The sequence below is a fragment of the Ensifer sp. LC384 genome, from assembly GCF_001695865.1.
GTDB lineage: Bacteria > Pseudomonadota > Alphaproteobacteria > Rhizobiales > Rhizobiaceae > Ensifer.
This window is the reverse complement of record NZ_MBST01000039.1, coordinates 1-19,543: the sequence shown is the minus strand read 5'-3', so window position 1 is coordinate 19,543 and position 19,543 is coordinate 1. Positions and strand designations below refer to the sequence as shown.

General features: G+C 60.9%; 19 protein-coding genes and 2 pseudogenes. 16 read left to right on the top strand and 5 right to left on the bottom strand.

All coding sequences use genetic code 11. The features are described 5' to 3' along the window. Window positions 1-44 precede the first annotated feature (44 nt). The 13 genes and pseudogenes from BC363_RS24420 to BC363_RS24360 all read left to right on the top strand — a co-directional run bounded on the left by BC363_RS24420 (window position 45) and on the right by BC363_RS24360 (window position 13,092). Window positions 45-1,010 carry a substrate-binding domain-containing protein gene (locus BC363_RS24420; protein ID WP_065785547.1) on the top strand — a complete coding sequence of 322 codons (966 nt, stop codon included), beginning with the start codon at window positions 45-47 and terminating at the stop codon, window positions 1,008-1,010. 61 nt (window positions 1,011-1,071) lie between these two features. Beyond that, a complete protein-coding gene (locus BC363_RS24415) occupies window positions 1,072-2,607 on the top strand; it encodes a sugar ABC transporter ATP-binding protein (protein WP_065785546.1) in 1,536 nt (511 codons plus the stop codon). Further along, window positions 2,604-3,596 (top strand): ABC transporter permease, encoded by a 993-nt coding sequence (locus BC363_RS24410; protein WP_065785545.1) that lies wholly within the window; start codon window positions 2,604-2,606, stop codon window positions 3,594-3,596. Before BC363_RS24415 ends, BC363_RS24410 begins: the two co-directional genes overlap by 4 nt. Window positions 3,597-3,615: 19 nt before the next feature. Next, on the top strand, window positions 3,616-4,401 hold the full coding sequence (locus tag BC363_RS24405; RefSeq protein ID WP_065785544.1) for an SDR family oxidoreductase: 786 nt from the start codon (window positions 3,616-3,618) through the stop codon (window positions 4,399-4,401). A gap of 20 nt (window positions 4,402-4,421) precedes the next feature. Next, complete coding sequence (locus tag BC363_RS24400; protein ID WP_065785543.1) at window positions 4,422-5,540, top strand: mannonate dehydratase; 1,119 nt, start codon at window positions 4,422-4,424, stop codon at window positions 5,538-5,540. Window positions 5,541-5,548: 8 nt separating this feature from the next. Next, on the top strand, window positions 5,549-6,445 hold the full coding sequence (locus tag BC363_RS24395; protein ID WP_065785542.1) for an SMP-30/gluconolactonase/LRE family protein: 897 nt from the start codon (window positions 5,549-5,551) through the stop codon (window positions 6,443-6,445). A 2-nt stretch (window positions 6,446-6,447) separates the two neighbouring features. After that, entirely contained in the window at window positions 6,448-7,467 is a 1,020-nt protein-coding gene (locus BC363_RS24390; RefSeq protein ID WP_065785541.1) for a hypothetical protein, read from the top strand. Window positions 7,468-7,508: 41 nt separating this feature from the next. Beyond that, window positions 7,509-8,352: pseudogene (locus tag BC363_RS24385) on the top strand (fumarylacetoacetate hydrolase family protein). 41 nt (window positions 8,353-8,393) lie between these two features. After that, on the top strand, window positions 8,394-9,071 hold the full coding sequence (locus BC363_RS24380; protein ID WP_065785560.1) for an SDR family oxidoreductase: 678 nt from the start codon (window positions 8,394-8,396) through the stop codon (window positions 9,069-9,071). Between the two features lie 602 nt (window positions 9,072-9,673). Next, window positions 9,674-10,906 carry a glycine betaine/L-proline ABC transporter ATP-binding protein ProV gene (gene proV, locus BC363_RS24375; protein WP_065785540.1) on the top strand — a complete coding sequence of 411 codons (1,233 nt, stop codon included), beginning with the start codon at window positions 9,674-9,676 and terminating at the stop codon, window positions 10,904-10,906. 26 nt (window positions 10,907-10,932) lie between these two features. Then, window positions 10,933-11,811 (top strand): proline/glycine betaine ABC transporter permease, encoded by an 879-nt coding sequence (locus tag BC363_RS24370; protein WP_065785539.1) that lies wholly within the window; start codon window positions 10,933-10,935, stop codon window positions 11,809-11,811. Window positions 11,812-11,875: 64 nt separating this feature from the next. Next, complete coding sequence (locus BC363_RS24365; RefSeq protein ID WP_065785538.1) at window positions 11,876-12,742, top strand: glycine betaine ABC transporter substrate-binding protein; 867 nt, start codon at window positions 11,876-11,878, stop codon at window positions 12,740-12,742. Between the two features lie 83 nt (window positions 12,743-12,825). Next, window positions 12,826-13,092, top strand: coding sequence for a helix-turn-helix domain-containing protein (locus tag BC363_RS24360; RefSeq protein ID WP_065785537.1), 267 nt, complete (start codon window positions 12,826-12,828; stop codon window positions 13,090-13,092). A 100-nt stretch (window positions 13,093-13,192) separates the two neighbouring features. Here the strand turns inward: BC363_RS24360 and BC363_RS24355 are convergent, their stop codons facing one another. From BC363_RS24355 to BC363_RS24340, 4 genes are all read right to left on the bottom strand, one after another. Continuing rightward, the gene (locus BC363_RS24355; RefSeq protein WP_065785536.1) at window positions 13,193-13,981 is read right to left on the bottom strand and encodes an FkbM family methyltransferase; all 789 of its coding nucleotides are present in this window, start codon (window positions 13,979-13,981) and stop codon (window positions 13,193-13,195) included. A 1,160-nt stretch (window positions 13,982-15,141) separates the two neighbouring features. Next, a complete protein-coding gene (locus BC363_RS24350) occupies window positions 15,142-15,420 on the bottom strand; it encodes an HU family DNA-binding protein (protein WP_053248700.1) in 279 nt (92 codons plus the stop codon). Window positions 15,421-15,475: 55 nt separating this feature from the next. Beyond that, window positions 15,476-15,769 carry a WGR domain-containing protein gene (locus tag BC363_RS24345; RefSeq protein ID WP_065785559.1) on the bottom strand — a complete coding sequence of 98 codons (294 nt, stop codon included), beginning with the start codon at window positions 15,767-15,769 and terminating at the stop codon, window positions 15,476-15,478. Window positions 15,770-16,000: 231 nt separating this feature from the next. Next, a complete protein-coding gene (locus BC363_RS24340; protein ID WP_065785535.1) occupies window positions 16,001-16,303 on the bottom strand; it encodes an I78 family peptidase inhibitor in 303 nt (100 codons plus the stop codon). A gap of 483 nt (window positions 16,304-16,786) precedes the next feature. Between BC363_RS24340 and BC363_RS24335 the strand changes: the two genes are divergently transcribed. From BC363_RS24335 to msrA, 3 genes are all read left to right on the top strand, one after another. After that, the gene (locus BC363_RS24335) at window positions 16,787-17,662 is read left to right on the top strand and encodes a LysR family transcriptional regulator (RefSeq protein ID WP_065785558.1); all 876 of its coding nucleotides are present in this window, start codon (window positions 16,787-16,789) and stop codon (window positions 17,660-17,662) included. Between the two features lie 108 nt (window positions 17,663-17,770). Continuing rightward, entirely contained in the window at window positions 17,771-18,217 is a 447-nt protein-coding gene (gene msrB / locus BC363_RS24330) for a peptide-methionine (R)-S-oxide reductase MsrB (protein ID WP_065785534.1), read from the top strand. Then, a complete protein-coding gene (gene msrA, locus BC363_RS24325; protein WP_065785533.1) occupies window positions 18,214-18,720 on the top strand; it encodes a peptide-methionine (S)-S-oxide reductase MsrA in 507 nt (168 codons plus the stop codon). Before msrB ends, msrA begins: the two co-directional genes overlap by 4 nt. A 430-nt stretch (window positions 18,721-19,150) precedes the next feature. Here the strand turns inward: msrA and BC363_RS34710 are convergent. After that, window positions 19,151-19,254, bottom strand: a pseudogene (locus tag BC363_RS34710) (plasmid stabilization protein); the annotation flags it as partial. Between the last annotated feature and the right edge of the window lie 289 nt (window positions 19,255-19,543).

Below are 19,543 nucleotides of genomic sequence, written 5' to 3'. Positions count from 1 at the left end.
GGGGCCGGCACTACGATCAAGGGCTTTGGGGGAGGAGACCCAGTATGATCATTGCAAAACGCCACGTCCTGACGTTCGCAGCACTTCTGGTGAGCACCAGCTTCACACCGAGCGCGGTTCTTGCCGACGGCAAGGCGATCGCCGGCATCGTCTTCCAGCAGGACCAGTATTTCCGCGGTATCCAGATCGGGATGGAGAAGGCGGCGGAAGCCGCCGGCGACGAGCTGCTGGCCGGAAACAGCGACAGCAAGCTCGAAAAAGAAGCGCAGCTGATCGACACCTATATCGCGCGCGGCGTCAACTCGATCGTGGTCGCGCCGCTGTCGGCCGACGCATCGGTTCCCGCGCTCAAGAAGGCGCGCGATGCCGGCATCACCGTGGTCACCTATGGCACATCTGCCAATGGCGACGTCGCTCAGGCGACGGTGACCAGCTCGGATCGGGATATCGGCATTGGCACCGGTGAGGCGGCCGCCCCGTTTTTGAAAACCCTCGGCAATGGCGAGAAGGTCAAGATCGGGACGCTCGCCTTCAAGGCGCTCTTGACGGAACAGTCGAACGCTCGTGTTGAAGGTTTCCTTCACGTCGTGTCCAGTCAGGTCGAGATCGTTGCGCAACAGGATGCCTGGCTGGCCGAGAAGGCATTGGCCGTTGCCAGCGACATGCTGACCGCCAACCCGGATATCAAGGTGATCTACGCGGCTAACGAAGGCGGCACGATCGGCGCCGTCCAGGCGGTGAAGAAGGCGGGACTTGAAGGCAAGGTTTTCGTTTTCGGCACAGATGGTTCCGAGCAGCTCGCCAACATGCTTCTCGACAAGGATAACGTGCTTCAGGCGACGACAGCGCAGCAGCCTCTCGAAGTGGGCAAGCAGGCGATCGAAGCGGCGCAGAAGCTTCTGGAAGGCAAGACCTTCGAGACCAAGGTCAATGTTCCCGTCCTTCCGCTGACGCGCGCAAATGCCGGCGGCGTGGCCGCCTACAAGGAGGGCCTGAAGGCTCTGAAATGAGGCTCCCGGGCGGGGCCCGTTGGCCCTGCCCACCATTTGCTGCGCCAACCGGGAACCACGGATGACCTATTCTCAGCCCCGGACAGATGCCGCCCAAGGGCGGCTCGAGTTCCGATCCGTCACGAAACGTTACGGCCCGACGGTTGCCCTGTCGGAGTTTACCCATGACTTTGCCCCGGGGCGGGTTCATGCCCTGATGGGAAAGAACGGCTCCGGCAAATCGACGCTGATCAAGCTTCTCGCCGGCGTGACCGAACCCACCTCGGGCACGATCAGTGTCAATGGAAGAGACCAGGCCTTTACCTCGCCGCACGATGCGTTCGATGCAGGCATCGTGACGGTGCATCAGGAACTCTCGCTGGTCCCCGAACTGTCCGTCGGCGAGAACATCTTTCTTGGTCGCCTGCCGCACCTCAGGCGCGCCGGCTTGCGTGTCGTCGACTGGAAGGGTTTGCATCGGCGCGCGACCGAGCTTCTGTCCGACATGGGGCTTTCGATCGATTCCCGCCAGCCGGTCTCAGCCCTCAGCGTTGGGCAGCAGCAGGTCGTCGAGATCGTCAAGGCGATGTCCTTCAACCCATCGATCCTGCTGCTTGACGAACCGACATCGGCGCTCGCCTCGAAAGAGGTCAAGCAGCTTTTCGCGTTGATTGCGCGATTGCGGGCTCGCGGCGTGACGATGATCTACATCACGCATCGCATGAGCGAGCTTTTCGAGATCGCCGACACCTGCACCGTCATTCGCGACGGCCACTATATCGGCGCGGTCGAGATGCGGGCGACTTCGCCCTCGGAGATCGTCGACATGATGTTCGGCGCCGCCGCCCGGACGACGCGTCCGCCGCGCCAGACGATCGACCGGGTGAACCCGCTGCTTGAAGTGCGCGGCCTGACCCGTGCGGGGCACTTCAACGACGTATCTTTCGACCTCTATCGCGGCGAAATCCTCGGCATTGCCGGCCTGCTCGGCTCGGGCAGGACCGAGCTTATGCGCGCGATCTTCGGAGCCGACCGCACCGACGCGGGCACGGTTCACTTTGCCGGGCGATCGATGACGGGGGCCACGCCGAGCCAGATGCGTGCTGCCGGCCTCGGCTATACGCCGGAGAACCGCAAGGAGGTCGGCCTCGTGCAATCGCTACCGACCGCCGACAATCTCTGCATGGCAAGTCTCGGCCCCATTGCGCGGGGCGGGCTCATCTCGCGTCGCTGGGAACAGCCGCATATCGATCGTCAGATTGCCGACCTGCATATCAAGTGCGGCGATCCGGAGTTGCCGGTGTCTTCCCTGTCGGGCGGCAACCAGCAGAAGGTGGTGATCGGCAAATGGCTGAACACCGCTCCTTCGGTGATGTTCTTTGACGAGCCGAGCCGCGGCGTCGACGTCCAGGCCAAGCGGCAGATCTTCGACATCATCTGGCAAAAGGCCTCCGAGGGCCTGGCGAGCATCTTCGTTTCGACCGAGCTCGAGGAGGTCCTCGAAGTGGCGGACCGCATTCTGGTGATGCACCACGGCAATGTGGTGGCGGAGGTGGACCCCACCCGGATCGATCTTACCCAACTCTACGGCCTATGCATGGAAGGGGCCTCCCAATGACACTTGTCAGCCAAACCGCCGAAGGCGGCGGACAGAACGTATCGCTGCGCCTCCTCAAGACCTACCCGATGGAGATCATCCTGGCGGGTCTGGTCCTGTTCCTGATCCTGATGGCGCCGGGCTTCGCCTCGACCGCCAATATCCTCAATGTGCTGCGCACCGTGGCGATGCTGGGGATCATCGCCTTCGGCATGACGGCGGTGATCATCTCGGGCGAGATCGATCTTTCGGTCGGCGCCGGGGTCGCCCTGGCCGGATGTATCGTCGCCTGGTTCGCTGATGCCTGCACGAACACGATCGGCGGTTGGAACGCGGTTATCCTCGGCTTCGCCGTCGCGCTCACCGTCGGCTTTTCGCTTGGCTACCTCACCGGCCGCTTCCGGCAATGGTTCAACGTCCCGACCTTCATTACCACGCTCGCGCTGTTTGCCGCCCTTCGCGGGGTCGCCAACCTCATTACCGGCGGATTTCCGCTGTCGGCGTTTCCGGCCGGTTTCGATTTCCTCGGTGGCGGCTACCTCTTCGGCATTCCCTTTCCGGTCTACATTTTCGCGCTCACCTTCGCCGCCATGCATTTCCTGATGAAATACACCAGCTTCGGCCGCGAGGTTTACGCCGTCGGCGGCAACATGGAAGCGGCACGGCTCTCGGGTATCGACATCTGGAAGGTCAAGGCGCTGACGCTCGGCCTCACCGGCGCGCTGACCGCGATTTCGGGCACGCTGATTGCGTCGCAGATCGGTGCTGGTACCGGCACCACCGCAACCGGTATGGAGCTTGACGTTATTGCGGCCGTCATCATCGGCGGCACCTCGCTTTTCGGCGGCAAGGGCCGCATCTGGGGAACCCTGATCGGGGTGCTGTTTCTCGGCTGCATCTCCAACGGCATGACGCTGATGAATGTCAGCGAATACTGGCAGTACGTCGTGCGTGGCGGGATCATCCTGGGCGCCGTGCTTCTCAACCAAGTCCTGGAACGTGTGCGTTAAGGGAAATTCGGAGCCGATCATGACTGAATTTCAAGGAAAAGTGGCGCTGGTCACCGGAACCTCCGGCATCGGGCTGGCATCGGCAATAAGGCTTGCTACGGCCGGCGCCCAGGTATTGGCCTGCGGCAACGACGCTGCGGCGAACGAGACGTTCGACCGGATCGCAAACGAGGGCGGCCTGGCAATGGCGTCGCGATTGGTCGACGTGTCAGTCGAGGCTGATGTGGCGGCGGCCGTCGCGGACGTGGTGTCGCGACATGGTGGACTTGATGTCGTCGTCAACGCCGCTGCCGTTCATCCCTTTGGCACCGTGCTCGATACCAGCTTCGAGGTCTGGAACCGGTGCCTGTCCGTCAACGTCGGCTCGATCTACCTGACGGGTCGCTTCGCCATCCCCGAGATGACCAAGCGCGGCGGCGGAGCGATCGTCAACATTTCCTCGGTCCAGGGCCATAGCTGCCAGCAGAACGTGGCGGCTTACGTCGCGACCAAGGGCGCCATACATGCGCTGACCCGTGCGATGGCGCTCGACCACGCCGACGCCCGGGTGCGGGTGAATTCCGTGAGCCCCGGTTCCGTGCGCACGCCGCTCCTGTCGCTTGCGGCGCGCACCTATGGCGGCGAGGGCGTCAGCGAGGAGGAGGCCTTCGCCCGCTTCGCCGCCGCCCATCCGATCGGCCGCATCGGCGAACCGGAGGAAGTCGCAGAACTCGTCGCCTATCTCGCATCCGATCGCGCCGGCTTTATCACCGGATCGGACTTCCGCATCGACGGCGGGCTTACTGCCGGCATCGGCGTGAAATAATCGCACAGGGAAAGAACAAGATGAAGATCGGCCTTGGCCTCTATCGTGAACAGCTCACGCCTGACAACTACCGCTTCGCGCTCCAGTCCGGAGCGACCCACATCGTTGCGCACCTGACCAATTATTTCGCTGGTAAGGATCCCAAGATCGACAGCGGCGACCACGGCGGATGGGGCGATTGCTCGGGCGACCGCCCTTGGACCTTTGAGGAGCTGTCGGCTCTGGTTCAGGATGTTCGCGCAGCCGGGCTCGAGCTTGCGGCGATCGAGAATTTTTCGCCACGCTTCTGGCATGACATCCTGCTCGATGGACCGGAACGCGATGTGCAGATCGAGGCCCTGAAGCAACTGATCCGCGACGCCGGACGCGCGGGCGTGCCCTGCATCGGCTACAACTTCTCGCTCGCCGGCGTCTATGGCTGGACGCGCGGCCCATATGCCCGCGGCGGCGCAGAATCCGTCGGCTTCGGCGTCGAGGATGCTCCTGGCGCCGTGCCCGATCCGGACGCTCCCATCCCCGACGGCATGGTCTGGAACATGCGGTATCGGCGCGGCGTGCCAGGCGCCCAACCGGTCTCGGTCAGCAGCGCCGAGATCTGGGATCGCCTGTCGCGCTTCCTGAGAGATGTGGTTCCGGTCGCCGAGGAAGCCGGCGTCATGCTCGGCGCCCACCCGGACGATCCGCCGGCCGAAGTGCTGCGTGGCACCGCCCGCCTCGTCAACAGGCCGGAAAAGTACGACCGGCTGCTGTCGATCGTCGACTCTCCGTCGAACGGGCTGGAGCTGTGCCTCGGTTCGCTCCAGGAAATGCCCGGCGGCGATATCTACGAGCATGTTCGTCGTTTCGCGCGCTCGGGGCGCATCGGCTACATCCATTTCCGCAATGTGAAGGGCAAGATGCCGCGCTACGTCGAAACCTTCGTCGACGAAGGCGATATCGACATGGCCGAAATCGTGCGCATCCTGCGTGATGAGAATTACCAGGGCGTGATGATCCCCGACCATACGCCGGCCATGACCTGTGCCGCCTCATGGCATGCGGGCAAGGCCTTTGCGCTCGGGTACATGCGCGCGTTGGTGCAAAACGCCCATGCCCTCGGACCGTCCCGATCCCTCGCCCACGATCTTGCGGCCGAATAGGAGCGCGGATGAAGAGGTCCGTCACCTGCGTCGCCCCGGTCGGCGACAAATGCGGCGAGGGTGCAGTCTGGTCGGCATCCGAGCAGGCGCTCTACTGGAGCGACATCAACCGCTTCCTCGTTCATCGGTATGATGAGGCGAGCGGTTCGGTCCGGTCCTGGATGTTCGACGAGCCGGTGGTGGCGGTTTGCCTCAGCAACGAGCCGGGGCGGCTCCTTCTGGCGCTTGCCTCAAAACTGGTCTGGTGGTGGCCGGAAACCGACCGGCGCGAGGATCATGGCTTCGGCTTGCCCGGTTATCCGCGCGTGCGTCTGAATGATGGGCGTGCGGATCCGGCGGGAAACTTCTGGGTCGGGTCGATGAAGAACAATGTGCTGCCCGACGGCGAACTTGGCGAAGCGGCCGAAGGCGAGGGCATTCTCTACCGCATCGCGCCGGACGGAACGGTGAGCGAATGGCGGCACGGGCTCGGCATTTCCAATACGCTGTGCTGGAGCCCCGACAGCAGCACCTTCTATTTCGCCGATACGCTTGCCAACGAGATTTATGCCTTCGACTACGCAATGGCGGACGGATCGATCTCGAACGAACGGACCTTCCTTGCCGACTTCTCGCGCGGTTCGCCGGACGGTTCGGCGATGGATAGCGATGGTTTCCTTTGGAACTGCCGTTTCGGCGGTGGCTGCATCGCGCGCATATCGCCCGCTGGCACCGTGGCGGAAATCATCGACATGCCGGTCACCAACATCACGACCTGCACCTTCGGCGGCGCCGATCTGAAAACGCTCTATGTCACGACGGCCAGCATCCTCTCAAAACCCGGGGAACGGCTCGCCGGCAGCTTGTATGCGCTGAAAGTCGATGCCCCCGGACTGGTGGAGAACCGTTTTGGCGGGGCAGCTTAGAGATGACTGAGACGACAAGGCGAGGCCTGGCCTGGGCGCACGGATGCCTCGCGGTGCAGTCCCTGGGCGGTATGCTTGGCCCGGCGCTCTTCCTGTTGCCCGACGGGCGGCAGGTAAGCCCGCTGCATGTGGCGCCCTGGGGCCGGGATCCAAACAGAGTGGCGCTGCCGCCGATCCTGCAGGAATTGCGCGGCGAATGGCCCTGCGTGCCCTTCGGCAGCGACGGTTCGCGCCCGCTTTCCGCCGGTTGGTCGGATACAGGCGAGAATTTCGCTGGCGCGGATGTGCCGCACGGCCACGGCTCGAACGCGCATTGGAACTGGGGCGACTGCGACGAGCGGCAGATCGTCTTGACGTGCCGCTATCCGGACGGCCATCCCGTGCGCCAATTGCGCCGGCGCATCGTGCCGGACCCGCATGCCGCCGCCGTCGACATCACGCTCGAAATCGAGGTGCGCAGACCCTGCAGACTTCCGATCGGCCTGCATCCCACTTTCCGCCTTTCATCCCGGCCAGGGTCCGTCGGGATCGAACCCGGAAACTATGGCGAGGCGCGCGGTTTTCCCGGCGATGTGGAGCCGGGGGTGACGCTGTTTGCGCCGGGTGGACGATGGTCGAGACTTCAGAGCGTCGATGCCCGAGATGGCGCCATCGTCGATGCGGCATCGGTGCCGCTTGACCAGAATGTCGAGGAACTGCTGCAACTGGTCGGCATCGATGGTGCGGTTGCCTTGCACTACCGTGACGAGGGTTTTCGCGCGCGCCTTGAATGGCAGCAGGAGCATTTTCCCAGCCTGCTGCTCTGGTACAGCAACCGCGGTCGCAAGGCTTTTCCGTGGGACGGGAAACATCTGGCACTTGGCGTTGAACCGGTCTGCTCGGCCTTCGATCTCGGTCCGGCCGTGTCGACGGCCGACAATCCTGTGGCTTCGCCGGCCACCCCTACCTCGCTGTCCTTCCATCCCGATCAGCCATTCACCACGCGCTACCGGCTCTCGGTCGAAGCCGCCGCCATGGGCTGAAAACGCCCTTCGCCCGACCGCCCAACGAAAGACCATGAACCATGAAGTTGCTTCGCCTCGATATCGCCGGTTCCGTCATCCCCTGCGCGCTGGACGCCCAAGGAGCGGCACGAGACCTGTCCTCCGTTGTCCCGGATATTTCTGCCGATGTGCTCGCCACGTCACTTGACGCGCTTTTGGCGATCGACCTTTCGACGCTGCCCAAAATCATCCTTCGATGATGGCGATCTCCTGCCGCCGGTACCCACCCCACGAACGATCTGGTGCATCGGGCTCAACTATTCCGACCATGCAGAGGAAGCCGGATTGCCGGTGCCGCAGGAGCCGATCCTTTTCAACAAGTCGGCCGCGACCTATTGCGGACCGAACGCGCCGCTTCTCCATTCGCCGAAAATGAGCAAACTCGATTGGGAGGTCGAGCTCGGCATCGTCATCGGCAAACATGCGCTCAACGTATCGCCGGACAAGGCGATGGATCACGTTCTCGGCTACACCGTTGTGAACGATGTCTCCGAACGGGCCTGGCAGATGGAGCGCGGCGGGCAGGGGGTGAAGGGCAAGAGCTTTCCTAATTTCTGCCCGACCGGCCCTTGGCTGGTGACGCGCGACGAAGTCCCGGATCCGCAAGGCCTTTCGATGTGGCTGGATGTCAATCGTGAGCGCATGCAGAGCGGTAATACCGCTCGGATGATCTTCGATGTCCGCACCATCGTTTCCTACATGAGCGAATTTTGCGCGCTTGAGCCGGGCGACCTCATCTGCACCGGCACGCCTCCCGGCGTCGGCATGGGGCAGAAGCCGCCGCGCTATCTTAGCCCCGGGGATGTGGTCGAACTGGGTATCGAAGGGCTGGGCCAGCAGCGGCAGACAGTACGGGTGCTTTGATGCCCGACGGCGACGGAAAGGCTGGAGCGATGATGCACAATATGACGCAGAGACTGCTCGGGCGCGTGGCGGTGGTCACTGCGGCCGGTCAGGGGATCGGCCGGGCCGTCGCCAAGCGCCTGGCTGCCGAAGGTGCGCAGGTCCATGCCAGCGACATCAATGCCGTTGCCGACTATTTCTCGAGCTTCGAGCAGGTTGACATTGTCGTGCATGCCGTCGGCTATGTGCACCAGGGCACGATCGAGGAATGCTCGGTTGATGACTGGCGACGCTCCGTCAGCATCACGCTCGACAGCGCCTATCATGTGCTCGCGTCAGCGATCCCCAAGATGAAGGCGAACGGTGGCAGCATCATCACGATTGGTTCGGTGGCTTCGTCGATCAAGGGCTTCCCGAGGCGCGCCGCCTACGGTGCAGCCAAGGGCGGCGTGATCGGGCTGACGAAGGCGGTTGCCGCAGACTATGTGTCGTCAGGAATACGCTGCAATTCCGTTTGCCCGGGCACTGTCGCTTCGCCTTCACTCGAAGCCCGTATCGACGAACTGGCGGCAAGGCTTGGCAGTTGCGAAGAAGCCCATAGCTCCTTCATCAGCCGACAGCCTGCCGGCCGGTTCGGAACAGCCGAAGAGATCGCAGCCATCTGCGCGTCTCTCGCTTCGGACGAGGCCGCATTCATCACCGGTCAGGCGATCAATGTAGACGGCGGCATCACGATTTGAGTTCGTTGGGTGCGGCAGTGTCTGACCTCGCCACGCGAAGCCGGCTTCTGACAGGCGAACCCGTAACTTCGTTGGCGACTTGTCCAGGTAGATCACGCCGCGTTCGGATGTCAGGCAAGTGGACCGATGGGGCGTCTACCGCAGTGCGGTGCTCAGCTAACGTTCAGCGGTCGCTTATCGATGTCACTCATCGCTCGGAAAACCCCTTTTGGCTGGCGCAAAACCGGCCACACACATGCACATTTTTGCAGGGCGTTTGGGTGTCGCAGGAGCGCCGCTGATTTATACCAATGGGTCCCGGTTTCGAAAAAATTAGAATTTTCAATGGACATCCGGAACTCTGAGTCGTAATAAAGGCAATCCTTTGCGCCTCGGCAGCTATCTGTCATTGTAAAAACGGCAGTTTCTTCGCGCTCATCAACGCAGCATGTATTATTATAATAATACTCATCTGGCGATTATCGAGGATTAACTTGACCATCCTTCATGTGGATGGATGATGGTGTCTAAAAACGCGTTTCCTTGAGTGAATTTTGCTTGAGGAGTGTTGAAAACCACAAACAAGGAGAGTGCGTCAGCTATTGAGCAGGCGGCAATTTTTTATGGCTTTTACGACGGAACACGAAAACGGCACGTCCGAGGGTTCGACCAAGATCAGATTGAAGGACGTCTACAAGATTTTCGGGGAACGGCCCGAAGATGGCCTGGAGCTCCTTCGCTCCGGCAAGAGCAAGGCAGAGATTCACCGAGCAACCGGTTGCTCCATTGGCGTCAACAACGCCAGCTTCGATATCAGGGCGGGTGAGATCTTCGTGATCATGGGCCTGTCCGGTTCCGGGAAATCCACACTTCTGCGCCTCCTCAACCGGCTGATCGAGCCGACATCCGGATCGATCGAGATCGACGGCCACGATATTACGAAGATGTCGCGCAAGGCTCTGATCGAGCTCCGTCGCCGGGACATCAGCATGGTGTTCCAGTCCTTCGCGCTTCTCCCAAACCGCACTGTTCTCAACAACGCCGCCTTCGGGCTGGAAGTGGCCGGCGTCGGCGAGGCCGAACGCAAGGCCAAGGCCATGGCCGCGCTGAAAGCCGTCGGGCTCGACGGCTATGGCGAAAGCCGTCCGGACGAGCTGTCAGGCGGAATGAAGCAGCGCGTCGGCCTTGCCCGCGCTCTGGCAAGCGAACCGTCGATCCTGCTCATGGACGAGGCATTCTCGGCGCTTGATCCGCTGATCCGCACTGAAATGCAGGACGAGCTGGTTCGTCTGCAATCCGAGCAAAGCCGCACGATCGTCTTCGTCAGCCACGATCTCGATGAGGCGATGCGCATAGGTGACCGTATCTGCATCATGCAGAATGGAAACGTCGTTCAGGTCGGCACGCCGGACGAAATCGTCGGCAATCCTGCCAACGACTATGTCCGGTCGTTCTTCCGCAATGTCGACGTATCGCAGGTTTTCAAGGCCGGCGACGTGGCGCGAAAGAACCAGATCACGATCATAGAGCGTCAGGGCGTTTCTGCCGCTGCCGCGCTGGAGCAGATGAAGAGCCGCGATCGGGAGTTCGCGATCATCGTCGGCCGCGACATGAAATACCATGGCATGGTCAGCCAGGCGTCCTTGATGGAGAAGATCCGTTCGAAGGCGGAAGACCCGTATCGCAAGGCTTTCCTTGCGGACGCCGCGCCGATCCCTGCCAGCGAGCAGCTCTCGAGCGTCCTTGGGCAAGTGGCGGCAACCGCATGGCCGGTGCCGGTCGTCGACGACCAGGATCGTTACGTCGGCGCCATCAGCAAGTCGGTGCTGCTCGAGACGCTCGACCGCGCAAACTGAACCTCACCAGCCAATCGGATAAAACCATGAGCTTCGACATCGGAGACGGCATCGATTCGGCCGTCAATTACATCCTCGACAATTTTTCGCCCACGCTCGACTTCATCGCCGCGTCGATCGGATTCGTGACGAGCGGATTGCAGAGCGGCCTGCTCAGCATTCCCATGCCGGTCGGCATCGGAATCTTTGTTCTTCTCGCTTTATGGCGCGTCTCATTCGGCTTCGCCGTCTTTGCCGGGCTTTCGCTTTCGCTGGTCGGGCAGATGGGGCTGTGGGGAGCGATGATGGAGACGCTGTCCCTGGTCATTGCTTCGACTGTGATCGCGATGATCGTCGGTCTGCCGCTCGGCGTGGCCATGGCGCGCCGGGATTCCGTCGCCGCGATCATCCGCCCGGGGCTTGATCTGATGCAGACGATGCCGGCCTTCGTCTACCTCATTCCGGCGGCAATGTTTTTTGGGCTGGGCGCGGTTCCGGGCACCATTGCGACCGTCATCTTTTCGATGCCGCCGGTGGTGCGCCTGACCAATCTCGGCATCCGGCAGGTGCATGTGGAATTCGTCGAGGCGGGCAATGCCTTTGGCTGCACGCCAACCCAGCTTCTCCTCAAGGTTCAGCTGCCCAACGCAATGCCGTCGATCATGGCGGGCATCAACCAGACCATCATGCTGTCTCTGTCCATGGTGGTCATCGCCTCGATGATCGGCGCCGGCGGCCTCGGCAACACGGTGCTGACTGGCATTCAACGGCTCGATGTCGGCACCGGCTTCGAAGGCGGTCTGGCCGTGGTCATCCTCGCCGTCATTCTCGACCGCCTGACCCAAAGCCTTGGAAAGAAGCGCGCCTCTTGGCGCCTGCCGTTCTCCAAATTTGGGTTGCGCGAGCCCGAGGCCAAAGCCGCCTGAGCGCAGGCTTCTTCATCAGCGGACATGTGTCCGCGATCATTCGAAATGCACGGAAGGATTGGATATGTTCAAGACAATCGCAACCATCGGCCTGGCCGCCATGTTCGTTACCGGCCCGGCAGGCGCCAGCTTCGCGCAAGAAGCAAAGCCGGTGAAAATCGGCTGGGCAGCATGGTCGGACGCGGAATTCGTCACCAAGCTGGCGGCGAAGATCATCAGGGATGAGCTGGGGCGGGATGTCGAGCTCGTGCAGACCGACGTGGCGCCGCTTTATCAGGGTGTGAGCCGCGGCGATCTCGATGCGATGATGATGGCATGGCTACCGCAGACCCATGCCGATTACTACGGCAAGGTAAAGGACAAGGTCGAGACGCTCGGCACTGTCTATGAGGGCGCCAAGCTCGGATGGGTCGTCCCAGCCTATATTCCGGAAAGCGAGCTCAATTCGATCGAGGATCTGCAGAAACCCGAGATCAAGCAGAAGCTTGCCTCGACAGTTCAGGGCATCGATCCCGGCTCCGGCCTGACGCGTCTTTCGGAAAAGGCGCTCAAGGACTACGGCCTCGACGGTTACAAGCTTCAGATCTCCAGCGAAGCCGGGATGCTGACGGCGGTCGACCGCGCGATCAGAACCGAAAAATGGTTCATTGCAACGTCCTGGAGCCCCCATTGGATGTTCGGCAAATACGACCTTCGCTACATCGCCGATCCGAAGGGCGCGCTCGGTGAAGCCGAACATGTCGACGTTTTGGCGCGCAAGGGGTTCAAGCAGGACAATCCTGATGTCGCCGGCTTCCTTTCCCGCATGAAGCTGCCGATCGGCGATCTGGAAGCCGCGATGTTCCAGGCGCAGCAGACCTCCTATGAAGCTGCGGTTGAGAAATACATCGCTGATCATCCCGATCAGGTGAAAGCCTGGACCGGAAAGTAAGCCGGTCAGACCACTGAGAAAGAGCCCGGCGTCGGTCAAACCGTGCCGGGCGACCACTCGCATCAGAATGGAAAGGGATATCGATGAACTTCAATGATTGTGAGAAGGCGATCTGCGTCCAGGATGACACGATTGGCGGACGCATGTCGCTCGCCCGCGATGCGCTGAATGTTTCAGCACAAAGCGCGGCCAAGGTCGTCGGCGTCGATACGAGCACATGGTTCGATTGGGAAAATGACCGAGCTGCTCCACGCGCCAATCGCCTGACGATGATTGCCGGCGTTCTCAGCGTGAGCCTCTCATGGCTGCTGACGGGACGGGGAACAGGACCAAGGTACCTTTCGTCGTAACGTCTCATCTTTCCTCTGGGCGGCTGGTTTTCATTCCGCCTGGGGGGATCGTTTTGTCCGACGAAGCGGCTGCACTTGTCGTGGGCCGCTTGTTCGCAAGTCAGTCGGCTCCAGCCGGAAGGGTGCGGGAAGCGCCGGCCGTGGCGTTTGTGTCCACCGGAGCGTACCGCAATTCGATGTCGGGAAGTCGTGACGTGTTTGCCGGTAGCTCGGGCCGTGCTTCTCCCGGCTTGACCGGATCGAGCAGATCTTTTCTAACGAAGCTCATCTCGATGACCAGGGGGTCGCCTTGGCCATCGCTTCCGCCATAATTGTTGGCATGGAGGAAGACGATCTTGAAATTCGCCATTCCCTCCACAAACCTCGCGATCCGATCTCTGTTGAGGTCGATATCATGGAATTCCATCACGACGCTTGTGAAGCGGTCCGAATATTTCACCAGGTCGTCAAGGATACGATACTCGGAGCCCTCGATATCGATCTTGAGGAAGATGTCATTCCCGGTGAATTCTTTGAGGAGACCAGCGACACTGACCTCGCCCGGTTGATCATAACCAATTCTAATGGGACGATGCTCTACCCCGGGCCGGCTGAAGAACCACCGATAGTCCAGATAGCGCGTCAGTCTTGCCCAGCGAAGCCGCAGGGCCTGCTCGACATAGTATCGCAGCCAGAATTTCCAGGTGACGGAGTGGTCGAAGCAAACGACGCCGACGTCGGCAAGCTTACGAAACTCCTTTTCGAACTGCCAGTCGTCGTTCAATCCCATGCTGATCAGAAGCCTGGAGGCACGAACCGCCCGCTCCGACACGACATAACCGCCGTCACGTGGAGATCCGAGACGGATCAGGCCACCGGCGTCAATCGGCTTCCACGAGGCAGGCAGCATGATGGGCTCTCCTTTTCAACCCAGGAGTGCTAGCAGCGCTGGCTTTCCATCGCGTTAATTCTCTGCGCTTCATCGCGGGCGCTGGCAGCATCTGGCACTGGGATTATCACGATCAGCAAGTCAGCCCGCTGATTTCCCGCCCGGCGTAGTTGAGCGGGCCTCGCTGCGGAAGTGCACAGTTCTGCATCATCACCAAGACCGGTCTTTTAACCGACAGGGAACATGCGGGGCGAGAAAACGAGGTTCGAGGAGGCGCGGATCCTGCGGAAGCGATCGCAAGAATGGCCCGTGGCAGATGCAGGAAATAGAGGCCGCGCGTGCAGGAGCAGGGCGCGGCCTCTTCGATAGTTGCTACACTAACCACCCCGGGAAGACCGGAGCCTCTGCACTCTAGACGGATTTCTTGCCACCGGAAAAACGGCAGTGGGACAAGGCAAACGACCTTCAAGTGATGCACCGGTTATCCACAGGCGCGGACAGGCTTACGGGCTTGTGATTTCAGAGGAAATTCGGACGCTGTGGAGAACTGGCCTGACGGTGAGATCCGGCTGCCTGCCAGTAACTCAAGAGGCGATATCGTCCTCCGCAATCAGGAACGAACATTCGATGGCCGCGCCGATGAAGGCCCTCCGCGAAAGCCCAAGGTTTTCGCCGCGTTCAAGCGCCACGTGACAGCGATTTCTGGCCCATTCGTAGAACCATCCTCCTTGCGGCCATTCGCTTATACTGAAGCGCGTCCTGTGGCCCGTTGATACACCGCTCCCCATTGGCGCCGAGCTGACGGGGTGATCCCGATTGATGCCCTGCATCTGGGCTGCCTCCGTTTCGCCGCAGAACGCCTACTGCATAATTCCTTAAATCGGAATCGATTTAAGGAGGAAACTATGCAGCAAGTTTAATGCGTTACAGCGTCCTTTGCGCGTCATATCTGACGCGCGGCGCTGTAGATCGCAGGTTTGTTCCTCCTATCGGGCAGATGGACGACGTCGGCCGAGTGCCCGGGGGCGCAACTTCGAGCGGCCCGAAGACGTGGGTTTGGTTTATGCAAACACCGACGGAATTGGCGGGACATGACCATCCGAGCATGCGCGTGGCCTAGCATCGGCACAACTCAGATGTAAGCGGCCCCGCGCGTCGGCGGAGCCGCAGGCGTCGAGTGTTTACTTGTTGAGCGCGTCCTTCAGAGCTTTTGCCGGCACGAAGGATAGCTTCCTTGCTGCCGCGACCTTGATCGTAGCTCCGGTTGCGGGATTGCGGGCTTCGCGTTCTGGCGTGGCCTTCACCTTGAACTTGCCGAAGCCGGGCAGGGAAGTCTCGTTGCCGGAGACCGAGGCGGCGGAGATCGCCGCAAGCACGGATTCGACGACTGCCTTGCTTTGAACCTTCGTGAGGCCATGCTCGCTGGCGATCTTTTCTGCAATTTCTGTCGTGGTCGTCAAAGGGTGTTCCTCCTCGTTTTTGACGAGATGATCCTTTGCGCGAATAGGGCCGATGTCATCGGCCTTGCGCAATAACGACCGCCTCTTCCGGCGATTGTCCACAACTTGGCATGGGAACATAGCCTCTCGCCCTCTTTCGGCGGGCGATATCGAGAAGGAGTGCTACGGCGTCAGCCTCGGATGCGAAGTGATGGCTCATCTCCTGGCCGAGCGTGCCGATGCGGCCCCAGGCACGGATAAGAGAGGTTTCGCCAAAGAGCGTCGGCTGTATCGAAAGCGCATAATAACGCGCCATGTTTCGGTTTGGGTCTATCCGCTGAAAGTAGAGGCTGGAGCACTGCTGGGTCATGAACACAGCATCGCGTGCCGAGGAGTCGGCGTCCAATGAGAGTTTTGAATCGGTTGGGGCGAACCGATTCACGTCGTTGATGTGAGTTCTTCAATGACCTGATAGGGAGCCCGATCATCGGCTCGACAGCGGCCGTCCGCGCCGGCGGACACGGCGATCGATTTTGGCCCGTTCTCGCCCGGCAGAAGCCGGGCTGAAAAGCCCGGCCGTTTTCATGACTTCCGTCGGCGCCTATCCGCACATGGCGCGCACGATTTTACCCGTCGCCGGATCCGTTTCGATCGTTACGCGCTCCTTCCGAAAATCCATCGTCGCCGGATCCCCGGGCTTCAGTTGCCTGACGATCGTCGCACCCGTCACCTGCTTTGCGTCCTCGTCGGAAATTCTGTCTTTACCGACCAGCGCTTCTGCAGCCTCCGGCTTGCAGGCGCCAGCGGCCTGGGCAGCGGTCGATTCCGGCTCCTTCTGGCAACCGGCAGCCCCAAGCAGAAGAAGGCTTGCTGCAAGCGCGGCGAGATGACGAGCATAAATCAAGGGCCAATCCTTTCATTTCGAAAGTGTCGAAGGAATAAGGCGGCAGCGAGGCTTGGCCGGGTTGAATTCGTGCATCGCCGCCTGTCCCGGGGTCGGCTCATGGCGGAAGAACACTGGGCCGCTATCCCAGAGATGCGCCGGTGCCGGCAAAAGCCCATGTTGCGAAGGACAATTTCGTCAGGTTTCGCCATCAGCATCCACCGGCGCACAATCCTTGGCATGGACCTTCGCGTGGGAGACATCAACGCCGATGCGTCCAAGCGCGCAAGCTCGGCCGCTATGCGACGTGCTGCCGCCAGATCCTTCGCTGCTGGGAAGCGCGCTGTCTATATGAGCGCGGACAACGGACTACCCAGATTCGCGCCAAACCAATGCCGCTCATGCCCTTCACTTGGGCGCATGGTTGCGTCAAGCTATGTGCTCGGCAGGCTGCAAGCATGCCAGTTTTGCGACTGCATCCAGGCAACCAACGCGGAATCAGAAATGGATATCAATCAGGTTAGGTACTTCCTCAATCTGGCCGAAACGTTGAACTTCACGGAAGCCGCGCGTCGAAGCGGCGTCTCGCAGCCCAGTTTGACGCGAGCGATTCAGCGCCTCGAAGAAGAGCTGGGCAGCCCACTGATCTACCGCGATGGCAAGGACAGCCGACTGACGGCGCTCGGCCGCGACGTCCAGGCCGAATTCATGCGCGTTGAACTCGCCCTTCGAAATGTGCGCGAACATTCAGAAAGTACAGTGCACGGCCGCCGCCGTATTCTCGACATCGCCGTTGCCCCGACCATCGGTCCCGCTGCATTCACGGCATTCTTTGACGATGTGCTCTGCCAGCTCCCTGCCGTAAACATCAACATGCATCAACTATTGGCCGGTGAGGGCGCACACGAGGTGCTCTCCGGCAAGTATCATGCGTGCATCCTGCCGGAGGCGCCGCGCGCCAACCCCAAGCTCGACATCGTGCCGCTGTTTCGTGAGAGATTTCTGCTGGCTTGCGCGCCGGGGCATCCGCTCGCAGGAGATGACGTGGCCAGCGCCGGGGCCATCGCCTCCTATCCATATGTCGATCGGCTCGCCTGCGAGTTCCATAGCCAGATCACAGAGCACCTGATGAACCAAAATGCGGTGATGCAACCGCGTTTCAGCGCCAATCGCGAGGACTGGGTCCAGCAGCTGGTGGCGGAAGGGCGCGCGATATGCATCATGCCTGAGCGCTCGGTCGTCGTTGAGGGAATAGCCACCCGTACGATTGAGGGCATGTCGTTGGCGCGAGAGGTGGTGTTGGTATCCATTTCCGGGTCCGGCACGCCGCTTGAGGTGCGCAAGCTCGCACAGATGGCGGCCCGTCACGATTGGGACTGAGCCGACACGCGCCAAGGCACCGCTATTGAATCTATGCACGTCCGCTATTGGGAAACCAGCCGACCACTCGCCATATTTGGACCAACCGAGCCAATAGGAGTTATCGCAGTGAAGTACACAAAGACCGAAGATGCGATCGGCAGGCTGACGCCCATCCAATATCACGTGACCCAGGAAAGTGGCACGGAACGCCCTTTTACCGGGGCGTACACCGACAACAAGGAACCGGGCATCTACGTCGACATCGTTTCCGGCGAACCGCTGTTTGCCTCCGCCGACAAGTTTGATTCCGGTTGCGGCTGGCCGAGTTTTACGAAGCCGATCGTACACGCAAATGTTCAGGAAGTGACGGATGGTTCTCATGGCATGATCCGCACCGAAGTACGCTCAGCTCATGCCGATAGTCACCTCGGCCATGTGTTCACAGATGGCCCGGCAGACCGGGGCGGGTTGCGTTATTGCATCAACTCCGCAGCGCTGCGGTTCATTCCGCTCGGCGAAATGGATGCCGAGGGTTATGGTGCCTATCTCAACCAAGTGGAGACTATCATATGACCGAGAAAGCTGTTCTGGCCGGTGGCTGCTTCTGGGGCATGCAGGATCTCATCCGCGCGCTGCCCGGCGTCATCAAGACCCGCGTGGGCTATACCGGCGGCGACGTACCGAATGCGACCTATCGCAACCATGGCGCACACGCCGAAGCCATTGAGATCGTGTTCGATCCCGAGACGATCAGCTATCGCCGGATTCTGGAGTACTTCTTCCAGATTCACGACCCAACCACGGTCGACCGACAGGGCAACGACATCGGCAGCTCCTACCGATCGGCGATTTTCGTTCTGGGCGATGAACAGAGACGAATAGCCGAAGATACGATCGCAGACGTGGACGCGTCGGGCCTGTGGCCAGGAAAAACCGTGACTTCAGTCGAGCCGGCTGGAGATTTTTGGGAAGCGGAGCCGGAACACCAAGATTACCTGGAGCGCTATCCCAACGGCTACACCTGCCACTTTCCGCGGGCGAATTGGGTGCTGCCCAGGCGGGAGGCCGCCGCGTAACTGCCGGTACGTCAGCTTCAAGAGAATGGCATCCCAGCGTTCCGGTGATTTGCCGGAGTACTGGGATGCTCGAGTAAGATGTACGACAGACCGGAGCTGCGCTATCGAGCCCGTGCGTTCGCAGCCGCCTTGCGGCCAAGAGCGCGTCGCAGCCACATCACCGTTGCTATCCCCTCGGTCCGCAGGTCACTGTTGCTGGTCCCGAGTTGGCGTGGCGATGATCTGGGCATCGACCTGGCTGATCGGTCGTCCGGCCTGAAACCGTTCACACGCGACGGCCGCGTATGCCCAAGCCGCCTCACCGTCGAATGGTAGAATTCTGCCGGCGAAATCGTCGTTGAAGATTGAGATGACGGCGTGCTCAAGTTGTTGGCGGCGTCGACCGTGACCCATTCTTGCCATGCCGTATCGGATTTCGGCTTCAGCAACTGAGGTCGCGTGCCTCGTCTTCCATGCACCGGCCATGGGACACGGCGCGGACCCGCAAGCGCTGCTTAAACTGTCATCGAGATTTCGAATGGTCATACTCGCCATCGGATTCTGCTTCTTTCATCATTGATTGCAGATGATTCAAGAACTTGGCTCATTGAGCGTGCCGGCCAGAAAAACACCGTAGTGTGATCCCGGTCGGAGTAGAACGCGCCGAAGGTGACCGAATTTTAGGAATACCGGAAATTCCATAATGTAAGTTACGCGATCGGCATGTGTAGTGGCTATTTAGTAATGCTACAGTTGGGCCAGTTAGAGATGCGACACTCTCGCCTCTCGACGCGCTGGTCAATGTCAACGTTGGGAGCAAGGATGACGACCTTCCGCCTGGTGG

Excerpts from the sequence above, each read along its gene's own strand:
- msrA (WP_065785533.1), top strand. The coding sequence starts at position 18,214 with ATGACCGAGAAAGCTGTTCTGGCCGGTGGCTGCTTCTGGGGCATGCAG.
- BC363_RS24400 (WP_065785543.1), top strand. The coding sequence starts at position 4,422 with ATGAAGATCGGCCTTGGCCTCTATCGTGAACAGCTCACGCCTGACAAC.
- proV (WP_065785540.1), top strand. The coding sequence starts at position 9,674 with ATGGCTTTTACGACGGAACACGAAAACGGCACGTCCGAGGGTTCGACC.
- BC363_RS24420 (WP_065785547.1), top strand. The coding sequence starts at position 45 with ATGATCATTGCAAAACGCCACGTCCTGACGTTCGCAGCACTTCTGGTG.
- BC363_RS24410 (WP_065785545.1), top strand. The coding sequence starts at position 2,604 with ATGACACTTGTCAGCCAAACCGCCGAAGGCGGCGGACAGAACGTATCG.
- BC363_RS24390 (WP_065785541.1), top strand. The coding sequence starts at position 6,448 with ATGACTGAGACGACAAGGCGAGGCCTGGCCTGGGCGCACGGATGCCTC.
- BC363_RS24370 (WP_065785539.1), top strand. The coding sequence starts at position 10,933 with ATGAGCTTCGACATCGGAGACGGCATCGATTCGGCCGTCAATTACATC.
- BC363_RS24365 (WP_065785538.1), top strand. The coding sequence starts at position 11,876 with ATGTTCAAGACAATCGCAACCATCGGCCTGGCCGCCATGTTCGTTACC.
- BC363_RS24405 (WP_065785544.1), top strand. The coding sequence starts at position 3,616 with ATGACTGAATTTCAAGGAAAAGTGGCGCTGGTCACCGGAACCTCCGGC.
- BC363_RS24380 (WP_065785560.1), top strand. The coding sequence starts at position 8,394 with ATGACGCAGAGACTGCTCGGGCGCGTGGCGGTGGTCACTGCGGCCGGT.
- BC363_RS24360 (WP_065785537.1), top strand. The coding sequence starts at position 12,826 with ATGAACTTCAATGATTGTGAGAAGGCGATCTGCGTCCAGGATGACACG.
- BC363_RS24345 (WP_065785559.1), bottom strand. The coding sequence starts at position 15,769 with ATGACCCAGCAGTGCTCCAGCCTCTACTTTCAGCGGATAGACCCAAAC.
- BC363_RS24415 (WP_065785546.1), top strand. The coding sequence starts at position 1,072 with ATGACCTATTCTCAGCCCCGGACAGATGCCGCCCAAGGGCGGCTCGAG.
- BC363_RS24395 (WP_065785542.1), top strand. The coding sequence starts at position 5,549 with ATGAAGAGGTCCGTCACCTGCGTCGCCCCGGTCGGCGACAAATGCGGC.
- BC363_RS24355 (WP_065785536.1), bottom strand. The coding sequence starts at position 13,981 with ATGCTGCCTGCCTCGTGGAAGCCGATTGACGCCGGTGGCCTGATCCGT.
- BC363_RS24335 (WP_065785558.1), top strand. The coding sequence starts at position 16,787 with ATGGATATCAATCAGGTTAGGTACTTCCTCAATCTGGCCGAAACGTTG.